Below are 20,122 nucleotides of genomic sequence, written 5' to 3'. Positions count from 1 at the left end.
AGGGGCGTGATCCGGCCGCTGGACGGCTGGCCCCAACCTGCAAGAAAGGAGAATCAAGAAATGGCATTTGACGCATATATTCAGATCGACGGCATTCCAGGCGAAGTTCTGGATGACAAGCACAAGGACTGGATTGAAGTACTCGGCTACGAGTACGGCGCCACCCAAGCGACGTCGGCGACTGCCAGCTCTTCGGGCGGTGCGTCCTCCGAGCGCGTTGCACTGAGCGATTTCAGCATCCGCAAAGCGGTCGACAAGGCCTCTGCGAAGCTGTTTGAAGCGTGCTGCAAAGGCACTCACATCGCCAAGATCCAGCTGAACGTCAACCGTGCGGGCGGCGACAAGCTGACCTACCTGACCATCAACCTGGAAGAGGTTGTAGTGTCGTCGGTCAAGGCCGTTGCCGGTGGCAGTCAGGATGGCGAAGACAAAGCCGTCAGCGACCTGCCGATCGAAGAAATCAGCTTCAACTTCGCTCGCATCAAAACCACCTACACCCAACAAAGCCGTGCCGATGGCCAGGGTGGCGGTAACGTCACCGGCGGTTGGGACCGTACGGCCAACAAGGTTTTCGCTTGATCGAGTAGTCACAGCGGTCCGTTGCCTGGGGCAGCGGACCGTATTCAACACCGCGTCGGCTGGATCGACGCGGTGTTCTTTTTTCTTATCCCGAGTTGACCATGTCTGAATTTCTCAACGACCTTTCACTGACCGAACTGACAGCGCCGATCAATGGAGGAAGCGGCGAAGACCTGAGCTTTTCCACGCTGTTCGACAACGTCAAGGAAGCTCGTCGAGCGGACCCTGATTACTTGACCCAGGGTGACTGGCAGACCGATCTGAAATCCTCGGATTGGGACCTGACGATCACCCTGGCTGCACAAGGCCTTGCTCAGCAGAGCAAGGACCTGATGCTGGTCGCCTGGCTCAGTGAAGCCCTGGCGCACAAATACCACTTCGTCGGCATCACCTTCGGCCTGACCCTGGCCGAGCGGATTCTCGAACGCTTCTGGGATGACCTGTTCCCGGCGCTGGACGAAGGTCTGGAAGAGCGCGCCGCCCGCCTGGCCTGGCTGAAGACCACCCTGGCCGATGTTGTGGGGGGACTGCCGATCACCCAGGGCGATCAGTTCGGCCTGCTGCGCTACGACGAGTCACGGCACATCGAGAACCTGGCGCTGCAAAACCCGCAGGCCATGCGCATCGCGCTGGACGAAGGCAAGATCAACGCGGAGATCTTTCAGCGTTCCGTGGTGTTGACCGACACCGAGCACTTCCTGCGCAAGGCCTCGGAAATCACCGACAGCCTGCAGGCCTGCCGGCAGTTGCAGGACACAGCCGATCGCCTGTTCGGCAGCGAAGCACCGAGCTTTGCCGGCCTGAGCGAGATCCTTTCCCGCGCCGCGCAACTGGCTGAAAAACTGCTCAAGGACCGCGGCGTGGAAATCAATCCCGCGCCTGCCCAACCGACCGCCGAGCCTGTCGCCGAACCGGCCGATCAACCCGCTGCGGGGCCTGCCATGACCATCACCGTGAAAGACACCGCGTCAGCGCCCTTGCGCACCACGCCGCTGACCCGCGACGAAGCCTTTACGATGCTCGCCGGCGTCGCCCAGTTCTTCAAACAGACCGAGCCGCAAAGCCCGGTGCCGTACCTGATCGAACGCGCGATCAAATGGGGCAACATGCCCCTGGAAGGCTGGCTCAGCGACGTCATCAAGGACAGCAACGTGGTCGACAGCATCCGCGACGTGCTGGGCACGAAAGAGCCGAAGGGTTGACACAAAACCCTGACGGGCAACCGCGCCCTCCTCAAAACTGACTCCGCCGCAGTGGTTAAAGGCAGACGCGGATCCTGAGGGAGCGACCAGCACTGTCAGCCCTTCAATTCGGAAATCTCGATCAAGTTGAGATCGGGATCACGCACGTAAACCGAGCGAATCGGCCCTGTCGCGCCGGTGCGCTGAACCGGCCCTTCGACGATGGGCCACTGCTGCGCCTGCAGGTGCGCAATCACCGCGTCGAGGCCCTGGCTGGCGATGAAGCACAGGTCCAGCGCGCCGGGCACCGGCAGGTGGGCCTTGGGTTCGAACTCGTGACCGCGCTCGTGAACGTTGATCTTCTGGTTGCCAAAGCGGAACGCCAGGCGGCCGCTGCCGAAGGTTTCCAGCTGCATGCCCATGACGCGAACGTAGAAATCCTTGCAGGCCTCCACGTCCACAGTGGTCAGAACCAGATGGTCGAGGTGATCAATCATTGAGTGCGCTCCGTGGGCTAATGAGGTCGACCGTCAGGCAGTCCTGGGGCACGGACCTCAGTGGTCGTTCTTGTCCAGCGTTCTCAGCTTCTGCGGCAATGCCCACATTAACAGGCCCGCCGCGATCAGGCTGCTGACGCCGATGACGTAGAGCGCAGGCGTCGTGGTGCCGGTGAGGTCCTTGATCCCGCCGACCATCACCGGGCTGACGATGCCGCCGAACTGCCCCAGGGTGTTGATCAGCGCAATGCCGCCCGCCGCGCCGGCACCTGCGCCCGCCAACAGCTTGGGCGGCAGGGTCCAGAAGGCCGGAATGGCGGCGACAATCCCGCCGCCGAGCATGGCCAGGGAGACGATCAACAGGCTGGTGTGCTGGGCAAAGAAACCGGCGCTGAAGAAGCCGATGGCCCCAAGCACCATGAGCCCGCAGACGAATTTGCGGCGTTCACCGCTGGCGTCCGACAGGCGTCCGACCACGATCATGCTGATGGCGCCGAAGATGTACGGGATGGCCGTGAGCAGCCCGATGATCACCGGGCTTTCGACGCCCGCGCTGCGAATCAGCTGCGGCGCCCAGAAGTTCAGCCCATAGGACGCCACCTGAATCAGGAAATAAATCAGCCCGAGCATCAGGAAGCCCGGCATTTTCAGCGCGGTCAGCAGCGAGCCCCCATGCTTGTTCGGCTCATGCCGGGCGATGCGGCTCGACAGATACGTCTTCTCGGCGTCGGTCAGCCAGTGCGCGTCCGCGACACGGTCCTTGAGCAGCTTCAGCACCGCAAACCCCAGGGCAATACACGGCAGCCCGCCGAGCAGGAACAGCCAGTGCCAGCCGCGCAACTGCATCACGCCGTCCATATGACCGAGCACCAGCCCCGAGACCGGTGCGCCCAGCAGCCCGGCGAACGCCGAGGCCAGGAACAGAATTGACGTGATGCGTCCCCGGTAGGTCTGCGGGAACCACAGCGTCAGGTAAAACAGCACCCCCGGTGCGAAACCCGCTTCCATGGCGCCGATGATGAAACGCAGCACATAGAACTGCCATTCGGCGGTGACGAAGACCATCAGCGCCGTGGCGATGCCCCACGACATCATGATGCGGGCAATCCAGCGCCGCGCCCCGACCTTGTAAAGCATGATGTTGCTCGGCACTTCGAACAGCACGTAGCCGATCACGAACAGGCTCGCACCCAGCCCGTACGCGGTGTCGCTCAGGCTCAAATCGGTTTGCAACTGGAACTTGGCGAAGCTGATGTTGATGCGATCAAAAAACGCGAACAGGTAGCAGACCATGATCAACGGCATCAGGCGCCACGCGACTTTGCGGATCAATGCCTTTTCGGCGCTCACAACCTCGGCGAGGCTGCTGTTCGGGGTCAGAACAGAGACGGTCATTGCGATACTCCAGATCGACTCTCTGAGAGAGCCCTATTGTTTTTGTTGTCTGGACGCGCACGCAGCGGAGCGTGCGCGTTTGTCGGGGGAAACCGGGACGGGTGGCGCGTTAGCCGGGCAAGTCTTCCGGCGCCGAGTGCAGATCACGGTTGCGTCCGGCCTTGGCCACCTGCCCCGGCATTTCATGGCCCAGCAGGGCCGGTAAACGGCGGGACAGCGTGAGCAGATGTGGCAAATCGATGCCCGTCTCGATGCCCATTTCATCGCACAGATTCACCAGGTCCTCGGTGCAGATATTGCCCGAGGCGCCCGGTGCAAACGGGCAGCCACCGAGCCCCCCCAGCGATGCATCAAACCGCCGCGCCCCCGCTTCGTAAGCCGCCAGCACATTGCTCAGCCCCAGCCCGCGGGTGTCATGAAAATGCAGCGTGAGCGCCGATGCCGGGACACGGCTCAGCACCCGCTGCACCAGCGCAAACACCTGACGGGGGTTGGCCATGCCGGTGGTGTCGGCCAGGGAGATACCGTGCATGCCCAGTGCCAGATAGGCGTCGACAATTTCCAGCACCCGGTCTTCATCGATGCGGCCCTCGAACGGGCAACCGAACGTGGTGGCGATGGAGCCGTTCAGGCTCAGGCCTGTGCCCGACGCCAGCGAGACCACGTCGGCAAAGGCCGCCAGGGACTGTTCGCAACCCATGCGCATGTTCGCGCGGTTGTGGGTCTGGCTGGCGGACATCACCAGATTCAGCTCATCGGCACCTGCGTCGAGGGCCCGCTGGGCACCGCGCAGGTTGGGAATCAAGGCGACGTAGGTCACGCAGGGCTGGCGCCGGATGCCACGGAACACCTCATCCCCGTCACGCAAGGCAGGAATGGCTTTGGGGGAAACAAAGGAACCGGCTTCGATGCGGCTGAAACCGGCGAGAGAAAGTTGGTCGATCAAGGCGATCTTGTCAGCGGTGTCCACCCACGTCGGCTCGATCTGCAAACCGTCGCGCGGCGACACTTCCTGCACGATCAGGCGCTGGGAGAAGTCGGTGATCATTGCACCACCCCGCTGTGCTTGAGCTGGGCAATGTCGGCGGCGCTGATGCCCAGCTCGCCGAGCACGCTGTCGGTGTGCTGCCCGAGCGCGGGGCCTTGCCAGTTCACCGAGCCTGGGGTTTCCGAGAGTTTCGGCACGATGCCTGGCATCTTCACCGTGGCCCCGCCGGGCAGATCGGCGTCGAGAATCATCCCGCGCGCCTGGTAATGCGGGTCGGCGACGATGTCCGCGACGTTATAGATCCGTCCCGCCGGCACCTCCGCCTGCTCCAGCGCCTTGAGCACCGCGTCAATGGGCAAGGCCGACGACCACGCGCTGATCGCCCCATCGAGCCTGTCGCTCTGGGCGGCGCGGCCGTCGTTGTGGGCGAACTCGGGGGCCTCGGCCAGATCGGCGCGGCCAATGGTCTGCATCAGGCGTTTGAAGATCGGATCGCTGTTGCCGGCGATGACCACGTAGGCGCCGTCGGCGGTCGGGTAGGTGTTGGACGGTGCAATGCCCGGCAGCGCGCCGCCACTGCGTTCACGGACGTGGCCGAGCATGTCGTATTCCGGCACCAGGCTTTCCATGACGTTGAACACGCTTTCGGCCAGGGACACATCGACCACCTGGCCGTCGCCCTGGCCGGTCTTGACCCGCAACAGCGACATCAGCGCGCCCATCACCGCGTGCATCGAGGCCAGCGAATCGCCCAAACTGACCCCGACCCGCGCCGGCGGCGACCCGGGGGTGCCGGTGGTGTAGCGGATGCCGCCCATGGCTTCGCCGATGGCGCCGAAGCCGGGGCGATCGCGGTAGGGCCCGGACTGACCGTAGCCGGAAATGCGCACGAGGGTGAGTTTGGGGTTCAACGCGTGGAGCACGTCCCAGCCCAGCCCCAGTTTTTCCAGCGCGCCGGGCCGCAGGTTTTCGATCAACACGTCCGCGCTTTCAGCCAGCCGCTTGACGATGTCGATGCCTTCGGGCGATTTGAGGTTCAGCGAAAGGGATTTCTTGTTGCGCGACTGCAGGTACCACCACAGCGAAGTGCCTTCGTGCAGCTTTCGCCATTTACGAAGCGGATCGCCCTGCCCCATGGATTCGATTTTGATCACTTCGGCACCGAACTCGCCCAGCAGGCGGGCGGCGAAGGGAGCAGCGATCAGCGTGCCGATTTCAATGACGCGCACGCCTTGAAGGGGGCCTGTCATAGCGGTTACCTCGAGTCTTTCTTGGAATTTGTCGCCCAGACTAGAGGAACGCGGTTCAGCAAATCCAACCGTCAGTTGGCAACGGCCGTTCGCGAAACGCGAAGGCTTAGCGGTCCTGGCTGTGCAGGTGCTCGAACAGCAACTGGCTGACCGGCGACAGCGCCGCGGTGTCGCGGACCACCAGAATCAGTGTGCGCCGGGCCCAGGCATCGCTCAGGCCCACGGCCTTGAGGCCCAGGGACGGGCCGAGCAGGTCGAACGCCTTGCGCGGCAGCACGCCGATGCCCATGTCGGCCTGGACCATCCGGCACATGGCGTCGAAGCCCGGCACATGGATGCGCACCCGCAGCGGTCGGCCGTGAGCGCGCGCAGCGTTCTGGGTGCGCATGTTGATGGAGCTGGCGGCGTGCAGACCGATGTAGTCGCTGCCGAGGGTGTCTTCGAAGGCCACCTGCTGCAGCCCGGCGAGCGGGTGATCGTCACGCATCACGACGACCAGTTCGTCGCGGCGATAGGGTGCGCTGTGGAGCCCCTGAACATCGGTGTCTTCAGAGCAGATGCCGATGTCCGCGACACCGTCGACCAAGCCCTGCACGACGCCGTTGCTGGGCCGCTCTTCAAGATCGACTTTGACCAGCTCATGGCTGGCGACAAAGGCGTGCAGGTCTTCCGGCAAGAACTGAATGATGGCCGAGAGGTTGGCCAGCATGCGCACATAACCGCGCATGCCCTGGAGGTGCTCGTCGAGTTCAAGGCCCATTTTTTCCAGATCGGAGAGCATGCGCCGGGCGTGGTGCAGCATCGTCTCGCCGGCGGCCGTCAACAGCATGCCTTTGGCATTGCGCAGGAACAGGCCGATGCCGAGCACTTCTTCCAGCTCCATCAGCCGCTTGCTGGCGGCCGACACGGCAATCGCCTCGCGCGCCGCCGCCCGGGTCAGCGTGCCTTCTTCGTACACCGCCACGAACAGCTTCAGGGTGATCAGGTCGAGACGACGGATGAGGTTTTTGTGAAGCATGGGACGTACTCGATCAAGGTCCGGCCGAAAGAATACACGGGTTGTCGGACGGGGATGGCTGAAGCCGGTCCTAATGGATGCTCGCGTCGTCTGTAGGACTGGCTTTAGCCGGGAAGTGGCCAGCACGTTCGCCATGCATTTTGCAGTGTGACGTCCTACGCCTTCCCGACTAAAGCCGGTCCTACCAGGGATCCGCAGTGTGTCTGTAGGACTGGCTTCAGCCGGGAAGAGGCCAGCGTGTTCGCCATCCATTTTGCGGTGTGACGTCCGACGCCTTTCCGGCTAAAGCCGGTCCTACCAGGGATCCGTGGTGTGTCAGTGGGACTGGCTTCAGCCGGGAAGTGGCCAGCACGTTCGCCATCCATTTTGCGGTGTGACGTCCGACGCCTTCCCGGCTAAAGCCGGTCCTACCAGGGATCCGTAGTAGGTCAGTGGGACTGGCTTTAGCCGGGAAGAGGCCAGCACGTTCGCCATCCATTTTGCGGTGTGACGTCCGACGCCTTCCCGGGTAAAGCCGGTCCTACCAGGGATCCGTGGTATGTCAGTGGGACTGGCTTTAGCCGGGAAGTGGCCAGCACGTTCGCCATCCATTTTGCGGTGTGACATCCGACGCCTTCCCGGCTGAAGCCGGTCCTACCAGGGATCCGCAGTGTGTCAGTGGGACTGGCTTTAGCCGGGAAGTGGCCAGCACGTTCGCCATGCATTTTGCAGTGTGACGTCCGACGCCTTCCCGGCTAAAGCCGGTCCTACCAGGGATCCGTGGTAGGTCAGTGGGACTGGCTTTAGCCGGGAAGTGGCCAGCACGTTCGCCATCCATTTTGCGGTGTGACGTCCGACGCCTTCGCGGCTAAAGCCAGTCCTACCAGGGATCCGTGGTGTGCCAGTAGTAATCCACTATCAAGCTGAACCGATTCAGGTCGATATACCGGTGATTTCTATTTTTATGGACAGCCCCGACATGAACCTCAGACGCCTCAACATCGCTCCCCGCTCCCTGATCTGCTTCGGCTTTTTCGCCGTGTTGATCTCCGCCGTCGGACTGTTCTCACTGATGCAATCGTCCAAGCTCAAAGATGCCCGGGACGCACTGCAGGACAACGTACTCCCCACCCTCCTCGCCATCGCCGATATCAAAAATGATCTGCTGACCATCCGCCTCGGCAACACCAGCCTGCGCGCTGCGCAGAGCGCCGCCAGCACCGACTCGGCCATGAAACGCGTCAGCCAGGGCCGCGCTGACCTCGAGCGCGATACCAAACGCCTGAAAACCCTCTTGATCAGTGAGCGTGGTTTGAGTGCCTACGCGCAGATGGAGCGCGACATGCAGGCCTACCTCGCCGTGCACGCGCGTTTTCTCGACGCCGTGGCGCAGAAGCGTGATGACGTTGTCGCCTCGCTGACCGAGCCGTCCGGTGAACAGACCCGCGCGGCAGACGCACTCGCCAAGGACATCGCGACCATCGCCGACCTCGGCAACCAGAAAATGCAGGACTCAAATGTCGCGGCAAATGAAAGTTACGCCCAGGCCCGCGAGGTCATCATCGCCGCCATCGTGGTCGCGCTGGTCGCCACCCTTGCCCTGGCGGCACTGTTCACCCGCAGCCTGGTTGCGCCGATCGCCAAAGCCCTGGCCGTCGCGGAAAACATCGCTGCCAATGACCTGAGCAAGCCGATTCAAGTGGACGGTTCCGACGAGCCGGGCCGCCTGCTGCAAGCACTGTCGGTGATGCAGCAGAACCTGCGCCACACGCTTTCGGAGCTGGGCCACTCGTCCAATCAGCTGGCGTCGACCTCGGAAGAAATGACCGCGGTGACCGAAGAATCCCTGCGCGGGGTTCAGCGTCAGAACGACGAAATCAATCAGGCCGCCACGGCCATCAATCAGATGAGCGCGGCGGTGGAAGAAGTCGCCCACAACGCCTCCCTGGCCTCGACAGCCGCGCGGGATTCCAGCGACTCGGCGGAACAGGGCCGCCTGCGGGTCAACGAAACCATTTCGGCGATCAACGCGCTGCACGACTCGGTCGGCAGCACAGCGGACGAGATCAATGGGCTGGCCGGCCAGGTGCAGAACATCAGCGGCGTGCTGGACGTGATTCGCGGCATCGCCGATCAGACCAACCTGCTCGCCCTCAACGCGGCCATCGAAGCCGCCCGTGCAGGCGAAGCCGGACGCGGTTTCGCGGTGGTGGCCGACGAAGTCCGCGCCTTGGCGCACCGCACCCAGCAGTCCACCGCCGAGATCGAAAAGATGATCGACTCGATTCAGGGCGGCACCCACAAGGCGGTCACCGCCATGGGTCAGAGCAGCGAGCGCGCCCGGGTCAGCCTGGACGTCGCCGGTGCCGCCGGTCGTGCCCTCGCCGACATCAAAACCGCCATCGTGTTGATCAACGAGCGCAACGTCAGCATTGCGACGGCCACGGAACAACAGGCCCAGGTCGCGCGGGAAGTCGATCGCAACCTGACCAGCATCCGCGACCTGTCGCTGCAGACGTCTGCCGGCGCCCATCAGACCTCGGCGGCGAGCAACGAGCTGTCGCAACTGGCGGTGGGCCTGAACGGTCTGGTGATGCAATTCAGAACTTAATGGCACCGACGGAATCGCACCACTGAGCCGCCTGTTTGCGGCATCAGACGATTTCGGAGGTAAAGCATGAAGTTTGTGAAGCTGGGTTCCACGGGACTGGACGTGTCGAGGCTGTGCCTGGGGTGCATGACGTTTGGCGAGCCAGACGCCGGCACGCACCCGTGGACGCTGGATGAGAACGCCAGCCGGCCGATCATCAAGCACGCGGTCGAGCAAGGCATCAACTTCTTCGACACGGCCAACAGCTATTCGGCAGGCACCTCGGAAGTCATCGTCGGCAAGCTGTTGAAAGAATTCACCCGTCGCGAAGAAACCGTCATCGCGACCAAAGTGTTTTTTCCGGCCAACATGTGGGAAGGCTCCAAGCGGCCCAACGAACAGGGCCTGTCGAGGAAAGCCATCATGGCCAACATCGACGCCAGCCTGACGCGGCTGGGCACCGACTACGTTGACCTGTACCAGATTCATCGCTGGGATTATCACACCCCCATCGAAGAAACCATGGAAGCGCTGCATGACGTGGTGCGGGCCGGCAAGGCGCGTTACATCGGCGCGTCGTCGATGTTCGCCTGGCAGTTCGCCAAGGCTCAGCAGGTGGCGACGGCCCATGGCTGGAGCCGCTTTGTGTCGATGCAGAACTACCTGAATCTGGTGTATCGCGAAGAACAGCGCGAGATGATTCCGCTGTGCCTGGATCAGGGCGTCGGGCTGATGCCGTGGAGCCCGATGGCCCGCGGCAGGCTCACCCGGCCCCACGGCCAGCAGACTGAACGCACCAAGACCGACATCTCCGGCCAGTCGTTTTACGAGGCAACGGAAGCCGAAGATGGCCGCGTCATCGATGTGGTCGAGCAGATTGCCGGCGAGCGCGGCGTGCCCATGGCGCAAGTCGCGTTGGCGTGGGTGTTGGCCCAGCGTGGCGTGTCGGCACCGATCGTCGGCGCCTCCAAGCCGGACCATCTGGACGATGCGATCGCGGCATTGGACCTGATGCTCAGCGACGAGGAAGTCAAACGCCTTGAAGCGCCCTACGTTCCCCACGCTGTCACGGGCTTCGCGTGAAGCCCAACGGCAGTTCCGGGCTTGCCACCGGCCGGGCCGTCGTGCTGTTCGACGGCACCTGCAAGCTGTGCAATGGCTGGGCGACCTTCATCATCAGCCAGGACCACGAGCAGCGGCTGACGCTCGCGGCGGTGCAGTCGCCCGAGGGTCAGGCGCTGCTGAAATGGGCGGGGTTGCCCCAGGATCAGTTCAACACCATCGTGCTGGTGGAGAATGACCGTTTTTACGTCCGCTCGGACGCAATGTTCAAGATCCTCGCCCACCTCCCCGCCCGATGGCACTGGCTGCTCGTCGCGCGGGTTTTCCCGAGGGTGCTGCGCGACTGGCTGTACGACAAGATCGCGCTGAACCGCTACAAACTGTTTGGCCGTTATGACGCCTGTCGCTTGCCTGCCGCGGATCATCCCGGCCGTTTCTTGAACCAGAACGCCCTCAACGACCGCTAACTCTTCAGCGGCTGAAATGCCGTCTTCGTGAGCAAGCTCACTCCCACACGTCTTGGGCATGGCTCTAGAGCTCTAGTCAGTCTCACTCGGAAAAGTTCCACTATATGGGACAGACAATCACATATTGAGATCTCAGAATAGGTCGTCTATGGTGAAACCTCTTCGCTCCTCATAGCCACTATAAAAACAACAGGAAGTCCCATGCCCACGCCATCTCTGGATTCGGGCCTGCACGCCAGCACCATGAAGCGCCTCAACCTCAAGTTGATCCCCTTCCTGATGCTGCTGTACATGGTCGCGTACATCGACAAGTCGAACATTTCCGTCGCCGCGTTGCAGATGAATGCCGAGCTGGGCCTGACCGCTCGCATGTATGGCATCGGCGTAGGCCTGTTCTTTCTGACGTACATCCTTCTTGAAGTCCCCAGCAGCGTCATCCTCACGCGGGTCGGCGCGCGGCGCTGGATTGCGCGGATCATGATCACTTGGGGCATCGTCGCGGCGGGCATGGCGTTTGTGCAGAGCGCCAATCAGCTGTACGGCATGCGCCTGTTGCTGGGCGCCGCGGAGGCCGGTTTCACGCCGGGGATCATTTACTACCTGTCGCAGTGGTACCCGAAGACCGATCGGGCCAAAGCCATGTCGTTCTTCTACATTGGCGCCGCGCTGGCGTCGGTGATCGGCCTGCCGCTGTCGGGCGCGTTTCTGCACCTGGACGGCTATTTCGGCGTCAGCGGCTGGCGCTGGCTGTTTCTGCTGGAAGGCCTGCCGGCGGTGATCCTCGGCATTGTCGTGTTGCGCTACCTGCCGGACTCGCCGCAGACCACCCACTGGCTGCACGCCGATCAGAAAGACTGGCTGAGCCGCACCATCGCGGCCGAGCAAGCGAACTCGCCGATCTCCCACCACGCCGCCTGGCAGACCGCATTCCGCAGCCGTCAGGTCTGGCTGCTGAGCCTGTTCTGGCTGTTGCAGGCGTTCGGCACCATCGGCATCACGCTGTTCCTGCCGCTGATCGTCAAATCGGTGTCCGGCCAGGAATCGTTCACCGTCAGCGTCATGTCCGCGCTGCCCTTCCTGTTCGCCTGCGTGTTCATGTACTTCAATGGCACCCATTCCGACCGCAAGGGCGAGCGCGGCTGGCACTTGGCGCTGCCGCTGATGGCCGCCGGGGTGCTGCTGGCGCTGGCGGTGTGGACCAGCAACCCTTGGCTGGCGTACGCCTTGCTGGTGCTGGCGGTCGGTCTGAACTGGGCCGCCACGCCGGTGTTCTGGGCGACCACCACCGAATACCTGTCGGGCGCTGCGGCCGCGGCGTCCATCGCACTGATCAACTCCATCGCCAACATCGCCGGCCTTGGCCTGCCGCCCGTCATGGGCTGGATAAAGGACGCCACGCAAAGCTACGACTACGCCCTGCTGCTGGTCTCCGCAGCCTTGTTGGCGGGCGGTGTGCTGGGACTGTTCCTGGCCCGTTCGCCCCGTGCTGCACCTGTCACCGCCCGCGCAACTCCCCCCGCTGCTGCTCCTGTCCCAAGAGGTTTAAATGAAGCCAAGGCTCCTTAAAATCGCCCGCTTGCCGGCCATGCTCGATGACGCGCTGAACGCGACCTACGACGTGGTGGACGCCGATCAAAACGGCACCGGCGTCGGCGAATCGACCGCCGACATCCGCGCCATGGTCGCCAATGGCGAATCCACGGTCAGCCGTCAGTTGATCGACAGCCTCCCTGCGCTGGAAGTGATCGTTGTGTTTGGCGTGGGCTACGACGGCGTTGATCTGGCGGCAGCGCGGGAGCGTGGCATCCGCGTCACCCACACCCCCGACGTGCTCACCGAAGACGTCGCCGATTTCGCCATGGCCTTGATGCTGGGCATCGCCCGCAACCTGCGGGTGGCCGACCGTTTCACCCGCTCGGGCGCCTGGGCAAACGGACCCATCGCATTCAGCCGCAAGGTCAGCCGGGCGCGCCTGGGCATCATTGGCCTCGGTCGCATTGGCGCCGCCATCGCCCGCCGCGCCCAAGGCTTCGATATGTCGATCGCCTACACCGGGCGGCGGGCTCAGGACGTCGGGTTCACGTACTACCCGTCAGCCCTCGAACTGGCCGCTGCGGTGGATTTTCTCGTCGTCGCGGTCGGCGGCGGCGCCAGCACCCATCATCTGGTGGACGCCAAGGTGCTGGAGGCGCTGGGCCCCAAGGGCTATCTGATCAACGTCGGCCGTGGCAGCGTGGTCGATGAAACCGCCCTCGCCCGGGTCCTCGCCGAGGGTCGTCTGGCCGGCGCGGCGCTGGACGTCTACGAAGACGAGCCGCACCCCATCGCTGCGCTTGTGGATCTGGACAACGCCTTGCTCACCCCGCACATGGCCAGCGCCACGTGGGACACCCGGCAGGCGATGTCCGATCTGGTCATGGCCAACCTCCACGCCTGGCACAGCGGCGCAGACTTGCCCACGCCCGTGCCGGAATAAGCCGATGCTGCCTGTGCCTGGCTGAATGAAAGAATCGAGTCGCAGAAGACGGAATTCGTTGCCTGTTGGCAGTGAGGATTTGGAGGTATGGTGTGGCTTTCCCCTGCCAAGGAAGATCCATGGCCACGCACCCCTCCAGCCACGCTCAAAAGCACCTCGCCGTTCTCATTGATGCGGACAACGCCCCCGCCGCCATCGTCGAAGGTCTGTTCGAAGAAATCGCCAAATATGGCGTCGCCAGCGTCAAGCGCATCTACGGCGACTGGACCGGGCCGCAGCTCGGCGGCTGGAAAAAGGTCCTGCTGGATCACTCGATCCAGCCCATCCAGCAATTCGCCTACACCAAAGGCAAGAACGCCACCGACAGCTCGCTGATCATCGACGCCATGGACCTGCTGTACACGCGGCGCTTCGACGGCTTTTGCCTGGTCTCCAGCGACAGCGACTTCACCCGCCTGGCCTCGCGACTGCGCGAAGAAGGCCTGACCGTGATTGGCTTCGGAGAAGAGAAAACGCCCCGGCCGTTCGTGGCGGCCTGCGACAAATTCATCTACATCGAACTGCTCCGCGAAGAGGTGATCGCTGCCGCCAGCACAGAGCAGCCGCTCGACGCGCCCGCGCAGTCGGACGTAGCAAAACCCGCGGCCGCGGACACCCAGAAGCGTCCCAAAGCGCCCATCAGTTTCATCGCGAAAATCCTCGACGACATTGCCGACGAAGACGGCTGGGTGCAGCTAGGCGCCCTGGGCACCAACATCACCAAGCTGCGACCGGAATTCGACCCGCGCACCCATGGGTACAGAAAGCTCAGCGACCTGATCAAGGGCTACCCGCAAGCCTTCGAGCTGCAGGCCAGACCCGCGTCCAGTGGCACGGCGGTGATGTACGTCCGGCACAGACAAAACGGTAAATAAACCGTCAGCCTGTTTCATTTATGGAGCCCTCCATGCCCGTTTTCTCAGTTGACTATCGCTTCAAAGACCAACCCCGCACCCATCGCTTCGAGCTGAATCAACCAGCCTTGTCAGCGTCCGACGCCGCGATGCACCTGCTTGAGCTGCATTTCGGCGACAGCGAAAACAGCCTGATCATGCCCAATGCCGATGCAGAACCGGATGAAATCATCGAACAGGCCAGCCAGCTCGGGCTGACGGACATTCGCGTCACCCAGGCGGCGAGCGATGACGTCCGGTAAAACGCGTTGAACCCTGCGGCGGCACCTGCATCCGATCACTACGACTGAACATTTCCCGACTGACAGGTGCCCCATGATCGAGATCAACAGCTACACGACCGTCAAACGCCGAGCGCGCGTGCCCCACGACGTATTCGCTCATTACTGGCGTGACGTCCACGGCCCGCTGTGCTCGCGGCTTCCGGGCCTTGGCTTGTACATCCAGCACCACTTTTCCCGGCAGCAGGATGCGCACCTGTGGCCCCTCGCCGATGGCATCAGCGAGATCCAGGATTACGAACTGGACGGTGGCGTGGAGATCGGTTTCGAGTCCGCCGCTGACCAGAAGCTGTTTCAGGAGGCCAGCCCGATCCTGTTCTCGGACGAGCAGAACATGTTCGACGAAACCCTGGCCTACGCCCTGCCTGAAGGCTCGCTGACCCTGACCAACGCGCTGGCGGATGAGCGGTTCAACGGCACCGACACCTTTGACCGGATTCACATCCATTTCAGCCCGCGGGAGACCCTGGCGCAGCTGCACGCGTACCTGAAGTCAGACCTGGGGCCGCTGCTGGCGGCGGCCGACGACGTGGTCAAGGTTTGTCTGCACCTGTGCGACCCCTTCGAGAACGATGGCCAGCACCCACCTGCGCCCAACGTCGCGCACTTCGCCAACCCGGCGCGCGCCGAATTGGCCGTGCTGGAAATCGCGTTCACCTCGCCACTGGCGCGTCGTCGTTTCTTCCAGAGCGACGTGTTCCAGAACACCCTGCCTGAACAGTCGAAGCACATCGCCCAGCTCAAGACGTTCGCCGTCTCCGGGCTCTACACCTACGTGCGCGACAAGTCGCTGACCACCGCCGGATTGCGCGGCAGTCGGGCAGCCGAGTTGATCGAGTATCTGGGCGCGGTGAATCAGGTTCAGCCCGATGTTAAAGAACTGATGCTCAAAGGCACCCAAGCCAGCTAGCGGTTCCTGTCGGCGGCCGTGGCTCACGGCTGCCGACGTTTCCATGGCCTGTCGGGAAACGCCAAGGCCTTTCCATTGATCTGATTCATGCATCAAAGGATGAAAAAATAACGATTATCGTCGTCTGAAAATTGCCACAGAATCTCCAGTTACAAGCGCTTACAAACTCAAAAAAAACGCTGGAGAACAACATGCATCAGCCGCCAAGCCAGAGCTCCTCCGGGAAGTCCAGGGCAGGAATGGTCTTCCGGGTCACCTCCGGAAACTTTCTTGAACAGTTCGACTTCTTCCTCTTCGGCTTCTACGCCACCCAGATCGCCTCCGCCTTCTTCCCCGCCAGCAACGAATTCGCCTCGTTGATGATGACCTTCGCTGTGTTCGGTGCAGGCTTCCTGATGCGACCCCTGGGCGCCGTGCTGCTGGGCGCGTACATCGATGATGTCGGCCGCCGTCGCGGCCTGATCGTGACGCTGGCGATCATGGCCAGCGGCACGTTGCTGATTGTCCTGGTGCCGGGTTATGCCACGATCGGCCTCTGGGCACCGGCGCTGGTCTTGCTCGGACGGCTGCTGCAGGGATTCTCCGCCGGCGCAGAGATGGGCGGCGTGTCCGTCTACCTCGCCGAAATGGCAACGCCGGGGCGCAAGGGTTTCTACGCCAGTTGGCAATCGGCCAGTCAGCAGGTGGCCATCGTCGTCGCCGCCGCCCTGGGTTACGGGCTCAATCAATGGCTTGCCCCGGCCGAACTGTCGGCGTGGGGCTGGCGCATTCCGTTTGCCGTCGGCTGCCTGATCATCCCGTTCATTTTCCTGCTGCGCCGCAGCCTTGAAGAAACCGCAGAATTCACCACGCGCAAACACCGCCCGACGATGAAGGAGGTGTTCGCCACCCTCCTCGGCAACGCCAGTGTGGTGATCCTCGGCATGCTGATGGTGGCAATGACGACCACCGCCTTTTACATGATCACCGTGTACGCACCGACCTTCGGCCGCTCGGTGCTGCAGCTCAGCACCAGTGACGCCCTGATCGTGACCCTGCTGGTGGGGGTCTCGAACTTCTTCTGGCTGCCCATCGGCGGCGCCCTGAGTGACCGACTGGGACGCAAGCCGCTGCTGCTGGCGATGTCATTGCTGACGCTGCTGACGGCGTACCCCGCGCTGTCGTTTCTGGCCCAGGCGCCGACCTTTGCCCACATGCTCGAAGTGCTGCTGTGGTTCTCGTTTCTCTACGGTATTTACAACGGCGCGATGATTCCGGCGCTCACCGAAATGATGCCCGTCGAGGTGCGCGTTGCGGGTTTCTCCCTCGCCTACAGCCTGGCGACAGCCATCTTCGGCGGCTTCACGCCGGCGGTTTCGACCTGGCTCATTCACCTGACCGGGGACAAGGCAGCACCGGCTTACTGGATGATCTTCGCCGCCCTGTGCGCTTTTACCGCGACGCTGGTGCTGTACCGCCGTCTCGCCACTCAGTCACTCGCCACTGCTTGAAGGACCCTGTCATGAATTCTTTACTTAAACCCCTCTGCGTTATGGCGCTGACCAGCTGCGCCTACGGCAATCTTGCGCACGCCGAAGAGCTGACCGTCATGACCTCGGGCGGCTTTACTGCGGCCTATCAGCACCTCGGGCCGGAGTACGCCGAGCACAGCGGCAACACGCTCAAAACGGTGCTTGGCCCGTCGATGGGTAAAGCGGCGGAAGCCATCCCCAACCGGTTGAGTCGCGGCGAGCACGCGGATGTGGTGATCATGGTGGGCTACGCCCTGGATGACTTGATCAAACAGGGCAAGGTCGACGCCGCCTCGCGTGTGGAACTGGCGGACTCGCGCATCGGCATGGTGGTGAAGGCCGGCGCCGACAAACCGGCCATCGGCACCGATGCCGAGCTGAAACAGACCTTGCTGGCGGCCAAGTCAGTGGCTTATTCAGACAGCGCAAGCGGCGTCTACATCGAGAAAGAGCTCTTCATGAAGCTCGGCGTTCAGCCGCAGATGGCGCCCAAAAGCAAGATGATCGAGCGCATTCCGGTGGCCTCCGTTGTGGCCAAGGGTGACTACCAGCTCGGCTTCCAGCAGGTCGCCGAATTGCTGCCGATCCCGGGCGTAACCTTCGTCGGCAAGATTCCGGAAGACGTGCAGTCGGTGACCCGCTATGCCGCCGGCATTCCGAAAAATGCCGATCACCCCGTTGAAGCGAAGGCACTGCTCAAGTTCCTGTCGTCCCCCGACGCGCAGGCCAGCATCCGCGAAACCGGCCTGGACTCAGTCCCGCGGTAACGTCCCGGGCAGCGCGCGAATTCGCTGCTCCAGCTCCAGTGCCGCGGGCGTCAATGTGCGTCCGCGGCGTTTTAGCACCCCCATCTGCCTGACCACCTCCGGCTCCACCAGCCTCACTTTCGCCAGAATCGGGTGGGCGGAGATTGGCATGGCAATGGACGGCACGACCGCAATGCCCAGCCCCGCCTCGACCAGCCCCAGCACCGTGGTCACATGCCGCGCTTCGCAAACGCTGTTCCTGCCCGGCTGCAATCCGGAAAGCGCGCGATCCAGCACCAGGCGATTGCCCGAAGATTTATCCAGCGTTATGCACTCGTGCTCACACGCCTGAGCCCAGGTGACGGTGTCGAGGGTGGCCAGCGGATGGTCGCGGCGGCAGGCAACGACGTAGTGCTCTTCGAGCAGCGCACTGAACTCGATTTCCGGCGCCAGGTTGCCGGTGAAACTCACCCCGAAATCGGCTTCGCCGGACGCCACCGCCGCGCTCACTTCATTGGCCGACACGTCGATCAGTCTGATGTTGATCAGCGGGTATTGCGCGTGAAAGCTGCGGATCGCATGGGGCAGGAAGTAGTACGCCGCAGACGGCACGCAGGCCACGGTCAGGGTGCCCCTGCGGTTGGCGCCGCCATCGCCGATGCTGAGCAGGGCCAGGTCCAGGTCATCCAGTAGCCGTTCGACCTGTGGCAAGAACGCCCGCCCGACGTTGGTCAGCGAGACCTTTCGCGTGGTCCGCTCAAACAGTTTGACCCCCAGGGCGGACTCAAGCTTTTCGATGCGACGGCTCAGCGCCGACTGGGTGATGCGGATGGACTCGGCCGCCCGGCGAAAGCCCTGCTTTTCAACCACCGCGCGAAAAGCCTGGAGGTCATTGAGATCGAAGTGGATGTTCACGGCATGTCGTCGCTTTGATCGTAGACGGGCATCAATGGTAAAGCGGAACCTGTCGGCGAGCTATCCCGGGGCAAGTCGCGCGGCTCGCCCCGGGATCGACGCAGTGACTTAGTAAAGCGTGTCGGCGATCCGGCCCGGCAGCGCCTGGTCATACGCATCACCGTCGATGGCCGCCTGGGACACCTCTTTGAGAATCTGCCCCGCCGTCGGCAACGCGCTGCGCGGCACCTGCTTTGAGGCATCCCACAGCCCTGCCCTGATCACCGCTCGGCTGCACTGGAAATAGACGCTGGTGACGGTGATGCGCAGCACCGATTTCGGCGGCTTCCCGTCCACGGCAAAACGCTCCAGCAGCTCCGGCGAGATGGATATCTGCGCCGTGCCGTTGACGCGCAGGGTTTCGCCGACGCCCGGGACGAGAAACAGCAGTGCAACGCGCGGGTCTTCGACGATGTTGCGCAGGGTGTCGATGCGGTTGTTGCCGCGCCGGTCCGGCAGATACAGCGTTTTGCTGTCTTCGATGTGTACGAAGCCCGGCTGATCGCCCCGCGGCGAAGCATCCAGGCCGCCTGCACCCGACGAGGCGAGGATCACGAAGGACGCCGCTTCGATGAACGGCCGGTAGACCGGGTGGATGTGGTCGACTTCCTTGACCAGGGACGGCGGCGCGATCGGGCCATACACCGCTTCCAGTGCCTGTACGGTGGTCAGGTATGAGCTGTCTTCAAGGTCCATTGTGGGCTCTCTACAATTTCTTCGTGGCTGGACAGGTTCAGCATGCTGTGACGTTTCATGCCCGTTCGGGGCAATAGTGCCAGACGCGTGTGGCAGATTGACCGGCGATCTGATTCACTGCCTGCCTTTCACCGTCCAGCATCTGCACACCGGGTAAACAGGCATGAACCGTCGCAAGAAACTCAACCAGATACTCAAAGCCAACGCAAAAAAGGCAAGTGCCAAACTGGCGCCGAAGAACAAAGACATATACATCAGCAAGGCCGACCGGTTGAAGCTGGCGGCGGAGGCGAATGCTGAAGCCGCTTCAGATCCCACGACCGAATCCGCGCCTGGAGCCGCCAGCCCTTCCGAGCCGGTTTGAACGCCCTCAGTTTGCAGCGCCACTGCCGACGCCTTCCCCTTGTAGGACCGGCTTCAGCCGGGAAGAGGCCAGCGGCGACGCCCTCAATTTTGCAGCGTGATTGCCGACGCCTTCCCGGCTAAAGCCGGTCCTACGCAGACTGTGTGAAAACCTAGCCAACCTGCCTCAGATCTAAGAAAATGCCCCGCATCGAAAGATGCGGGGCATTTTCTTATGGCGTACATC

The 20,122-nt window shown here is 62.8% G+C and carries 20 protein-coding genes; 13 read left to right on the top strand and 7 right to left on the bottom strand.

Annotation, left to right across the window (positions count from 1 at the left end):
- Positions 1 to 60 precede the first annotated feature (60 nt).
- Both QWI18_RS21865 and tssA read left to right on the top strand, forming a co-directional pair.
- A complete protein-coding gene (locus QWI18_RS21865; RefSeq protein ID WP_065988935.1) occupies positions 61 to 579 on the top strand; it encodes a type VI secretion system tube protein Hcp in 519 nt (172 codons plus the stop codon).
- A 101-nt stretch (positions 580 to 680) separates the two neighbouring features.
- Positions 681 to 1,781, top strand: a complete 1,101-nt coding sequence (tssA, locus tag QWI18_RS21860; protein WP_065988934.1) for a type VI secretion system protein TssA — start codon at positions 681 to 683, stop codon at positions 1,779 to 1,781.
- 95 nt (positions 1,782 to 1,876) lie between these two features.
- On the opposite strand, the gene QWI18_RS21855 is transcribed toward tssA, so the two are convergent.
- The 5 genes from QWI18_RS21855 to QWI18_RS21835 all read right to left on the bottom strand — a co-directional run bounded on the left by QWI18_RS21855 (position 1,877) and on the right by QWI18_RS21835 (position 6,908).
- Positions 1,877 to 2,257 (bottom strand): VOC family protein, encoded by a 381-nt coding sequence (locus QWI18_RS21855; RefSeq protein ID WP_065988933.1) that lies wholly within the window; start codon positions 2,255 to 2,257, stop codon positions 1,877 to 1,879.
- Between the two features lie 57 nt (positions 2,258 to 2,314).
- Complete coding sequence (locus QWI18_RS21850) at positions 2,315 to 3,652, bottom strand: MFS transporter (protein ID WP_065988932.1); 1,338 nt, start codon at positions 3,650 to 3,652, stop codon at positions 2,315 to 2,317.
- A 109-nt stretch (positions 3,653 to 3,761) separates the two neighbouring features.
- Positions 3,762 to 4,700: a hydroxymethylglutaryl-CoA lyase gene (locus QWI18_RS21845; RefSeq protein ID WP_369319836.1), complete on the bottom strand. Its 939-nt coding sequence runs from the start codon at positions 4,698 to 4,700 to the stop codon at positions 3,762 to 3,764.
- Positions 4,697 to 5,890, bottom strand: coding sequence for a CaiB/BaiF CoA-transferase family protein (locus QWI18_RS21840; protein WP_065988930.1), 1,194 nt, complete (start codon positions 5,888 to 5,890; stop codon positions 4,697 to 4,699). The genes QWI18_RS21845 and QWI18_RS21840 overlap by 4 nt, the downstream gene beginning before the upstream one ends.
- 106 nt (positions 5,891 to 5,996) lie before the next feature.
- Positions 5,997 to 6,908, bottom strand: a complete 912-nt coding sequence (locus QWI18_RS21835; protein ID WP_192130379.1) for a LysR family transcriptional regulator — start codon at positions 6,906 to 6,908, stop codon at positions 5,997 to 5,999.
- 958 nt (positions 6,909 to 7,866) lie between these two features.
- On the opposite strand from QWI18_RS21835, the gene QWI18_RS21830 reads away from it, so the two are divergent.
- The 10 genes from QWI18_RS21830 to QWI18_RS21785 all read left to right on the top strand — a co-directional run bounded on the left by QWI18_RS21830 (position 7,867) and on the right by QWI18_RS21785 (position 17,904).
- On the top strand, positions 7,867 to 9,498 hold the full coding sequence (locus QWI18_RS21830; protein WP_192130378.1) for a methyl-accepting chemotaxis protein: 1,632 nt from the start codon (positions 7,867 to 7,869) through the stop codon (positions 9,496 to 9,498).
- A 66-nt stretch (positions 9,499 to 9,564) separates the two neighbouring features.
- Positions 9,565 to 10,560 carry an aldo/keto reductase gene (locus QWI18_RS21825; RefSeq protein WP_369319835.1) on the top strand — a complete coding sequence of 332 codons (996 nt, stop codon included), beginning with the start codon at positions 9,565 to 9,567 and terminating at the stop codon, positions 10,558 to 10,560.
- Positions 10,557 to 11,006, top strand: coding sequence for a thiol-disulfide oxidoreductase DCC family protein (locus QWI18_RS21820; protein ID WP_369319834.1), 450 nt, complete (start codon positions 10,557 to 10,559; stop codon positions 11,004 to 11,006). The genes QWI18_RS21825 and QWI18_RS21820 overlap by 4 nt, the downstream gene beginning before the upstream one ends.
- Positions 11,007 to 11,207: 201 nt before the next feature.
- On the top strand, positions 11,208 to 12,572 hold the full coding sequence (locus tag QWI18_RS21815; protein WP_369319833.1) for an MFS transporter: 1,365 nt from the start codon (positions 11,208 to 11,210) through the stop codon (positions 12,570 to 12,572).
- Complete coding sequence (locus tag QWI18_RS21810) at positions 12,553 to 13,482, top strand: 2-hydroxyacid dehydrogenase (RefSeq protein WP_369319832.1); 930 nt, start codon at positions 12,553 to 12,555, stop codon at positions 13,480 to 13,482. The genes QWI18_RS21815 and QWI18_RS21810 overlap by 20 nt, the downstream gene beginning before the upstream one ends.
- Positions 13,483 to 13,601: 119 nt before the next feature.
- Complete coding sequence (locus QWI18_RS21805) at positions 13,602 to 14,396, top strand: NYN domain-containing protein (protein ID WP_065988923.1); 795 nt, start codon at positions 13,602 to 13,604, stop codon at positions 14,394 to 14,396.
- A gap of 32 nt (positions 14,397 to 14,428) precedes the next feature.
- Positions 14,429 to 14,677 carry a hypothetical protein gene (locus tag QWI18_RS21800; protein ID WP_192130374.1) on the top strand — a complete coding sequence of 83 codons (249 nt, stop codon included), beginning with the start codon at positions 14,429 to 14,431 and terminating at the stop codon, positions 14,675 to 14,677.
- Between the two features lie 73 nt (positions 14,678 to 14,750).
- Entirely contained in the window at positions 14,751 to 15,626 is an 876-nt protein-coding gene (locus QWI18_RS21795) for a hypothetical protein (RefSeq protein ID WP_369319831.1), read from the top strand.
- A 191-nt stretch (positions 15,627 to 15,817) separates the two neighbouring features.
- Complete coding sequence (locus QWI18_RS21790; RefSeq protein WP_369319830.1) at positions 15,818 to 17,116, top strand: MFS transporter; 1,299 nt, start codon at positions 15,818 to 15,820, stop codon at positions 17,114 to 17,116.
- Between the two features lie 41 nt (positions 17,117 to 17,157).
- Positions 17,158 to 17,904, top strand: a complete 747-nt coding sequence (locus QWI18_RS21785; RefSeq protein ID WP_369319883.1) for a substrate-binding domain-containing protein — start codon at positions 17,158 to 17,160, stop codon at positions 17,902 to 17,904.
- Here QWI18_RS21785 and QWI18_RS21780 read toward each other — a convergent pair.
- Positions 17,890 to 18,798, bottom strand: a complete 909-nt coding sequence (locus QWI18_RS21780) for a LysR family transcriptional regulator (RefSeq protein ID WP_369319829.1) — start codon at positions 18,796 to 18,798, stop codon at positions 17,890 to 17,892. The two genes, QWI18_RS21785 and QWI18_RS21780, sit on opposite strands and share 15 nt — an antisense overlap.
- A 108-nt stretch (positions 18,799 to 18,906) precedes the next feature.
- Positions 18,907 to 19,533 (bottom strand): pyridoxamine 5'-phosphate oxidase family protein, encoded by a 627-nt coding sequence (locus tag QWI18_RS21775; protein WP_369319828.1) that lies wholly within the window; start codon positions 19,531 to 19,533, stop codon positions 18,907 to 18,909.
- 163 nt (positions 19,534 to 19,696) lie between these two features.
- On the opposite strand from QWI18_RS21775, the gene QWI18_RS21770 reads away from it, so the two are divergent.
- A complete protein-coding gene (locus QWI18_RS21770; protein ID WP_065988916.1) occupies positions 19,697 to 19,897 on the top strand; it encodes a DUF2986 domain-containing protein in 201 nt (66 codons plus the stop codon).
- Positions 19,898 to 20,122 lie beyond the last annotated feature (225 nt).

The sequence above is a fragment of the Pseudomonas sp. W2Oct36 genome (assembly GCF_041060465.1).
GTDB lineage: Bacteria > Pseudomonadota > Gammaproteobacteria > Pseudomonadales > Pseudomonadaceae > Aquipseudomonas > Aquipseudomonas graminis_B.
Note: the sequence above shows the minus strand (reverse complement) of the source record. Positions and strands in the feature narration are given on the sequence as shown.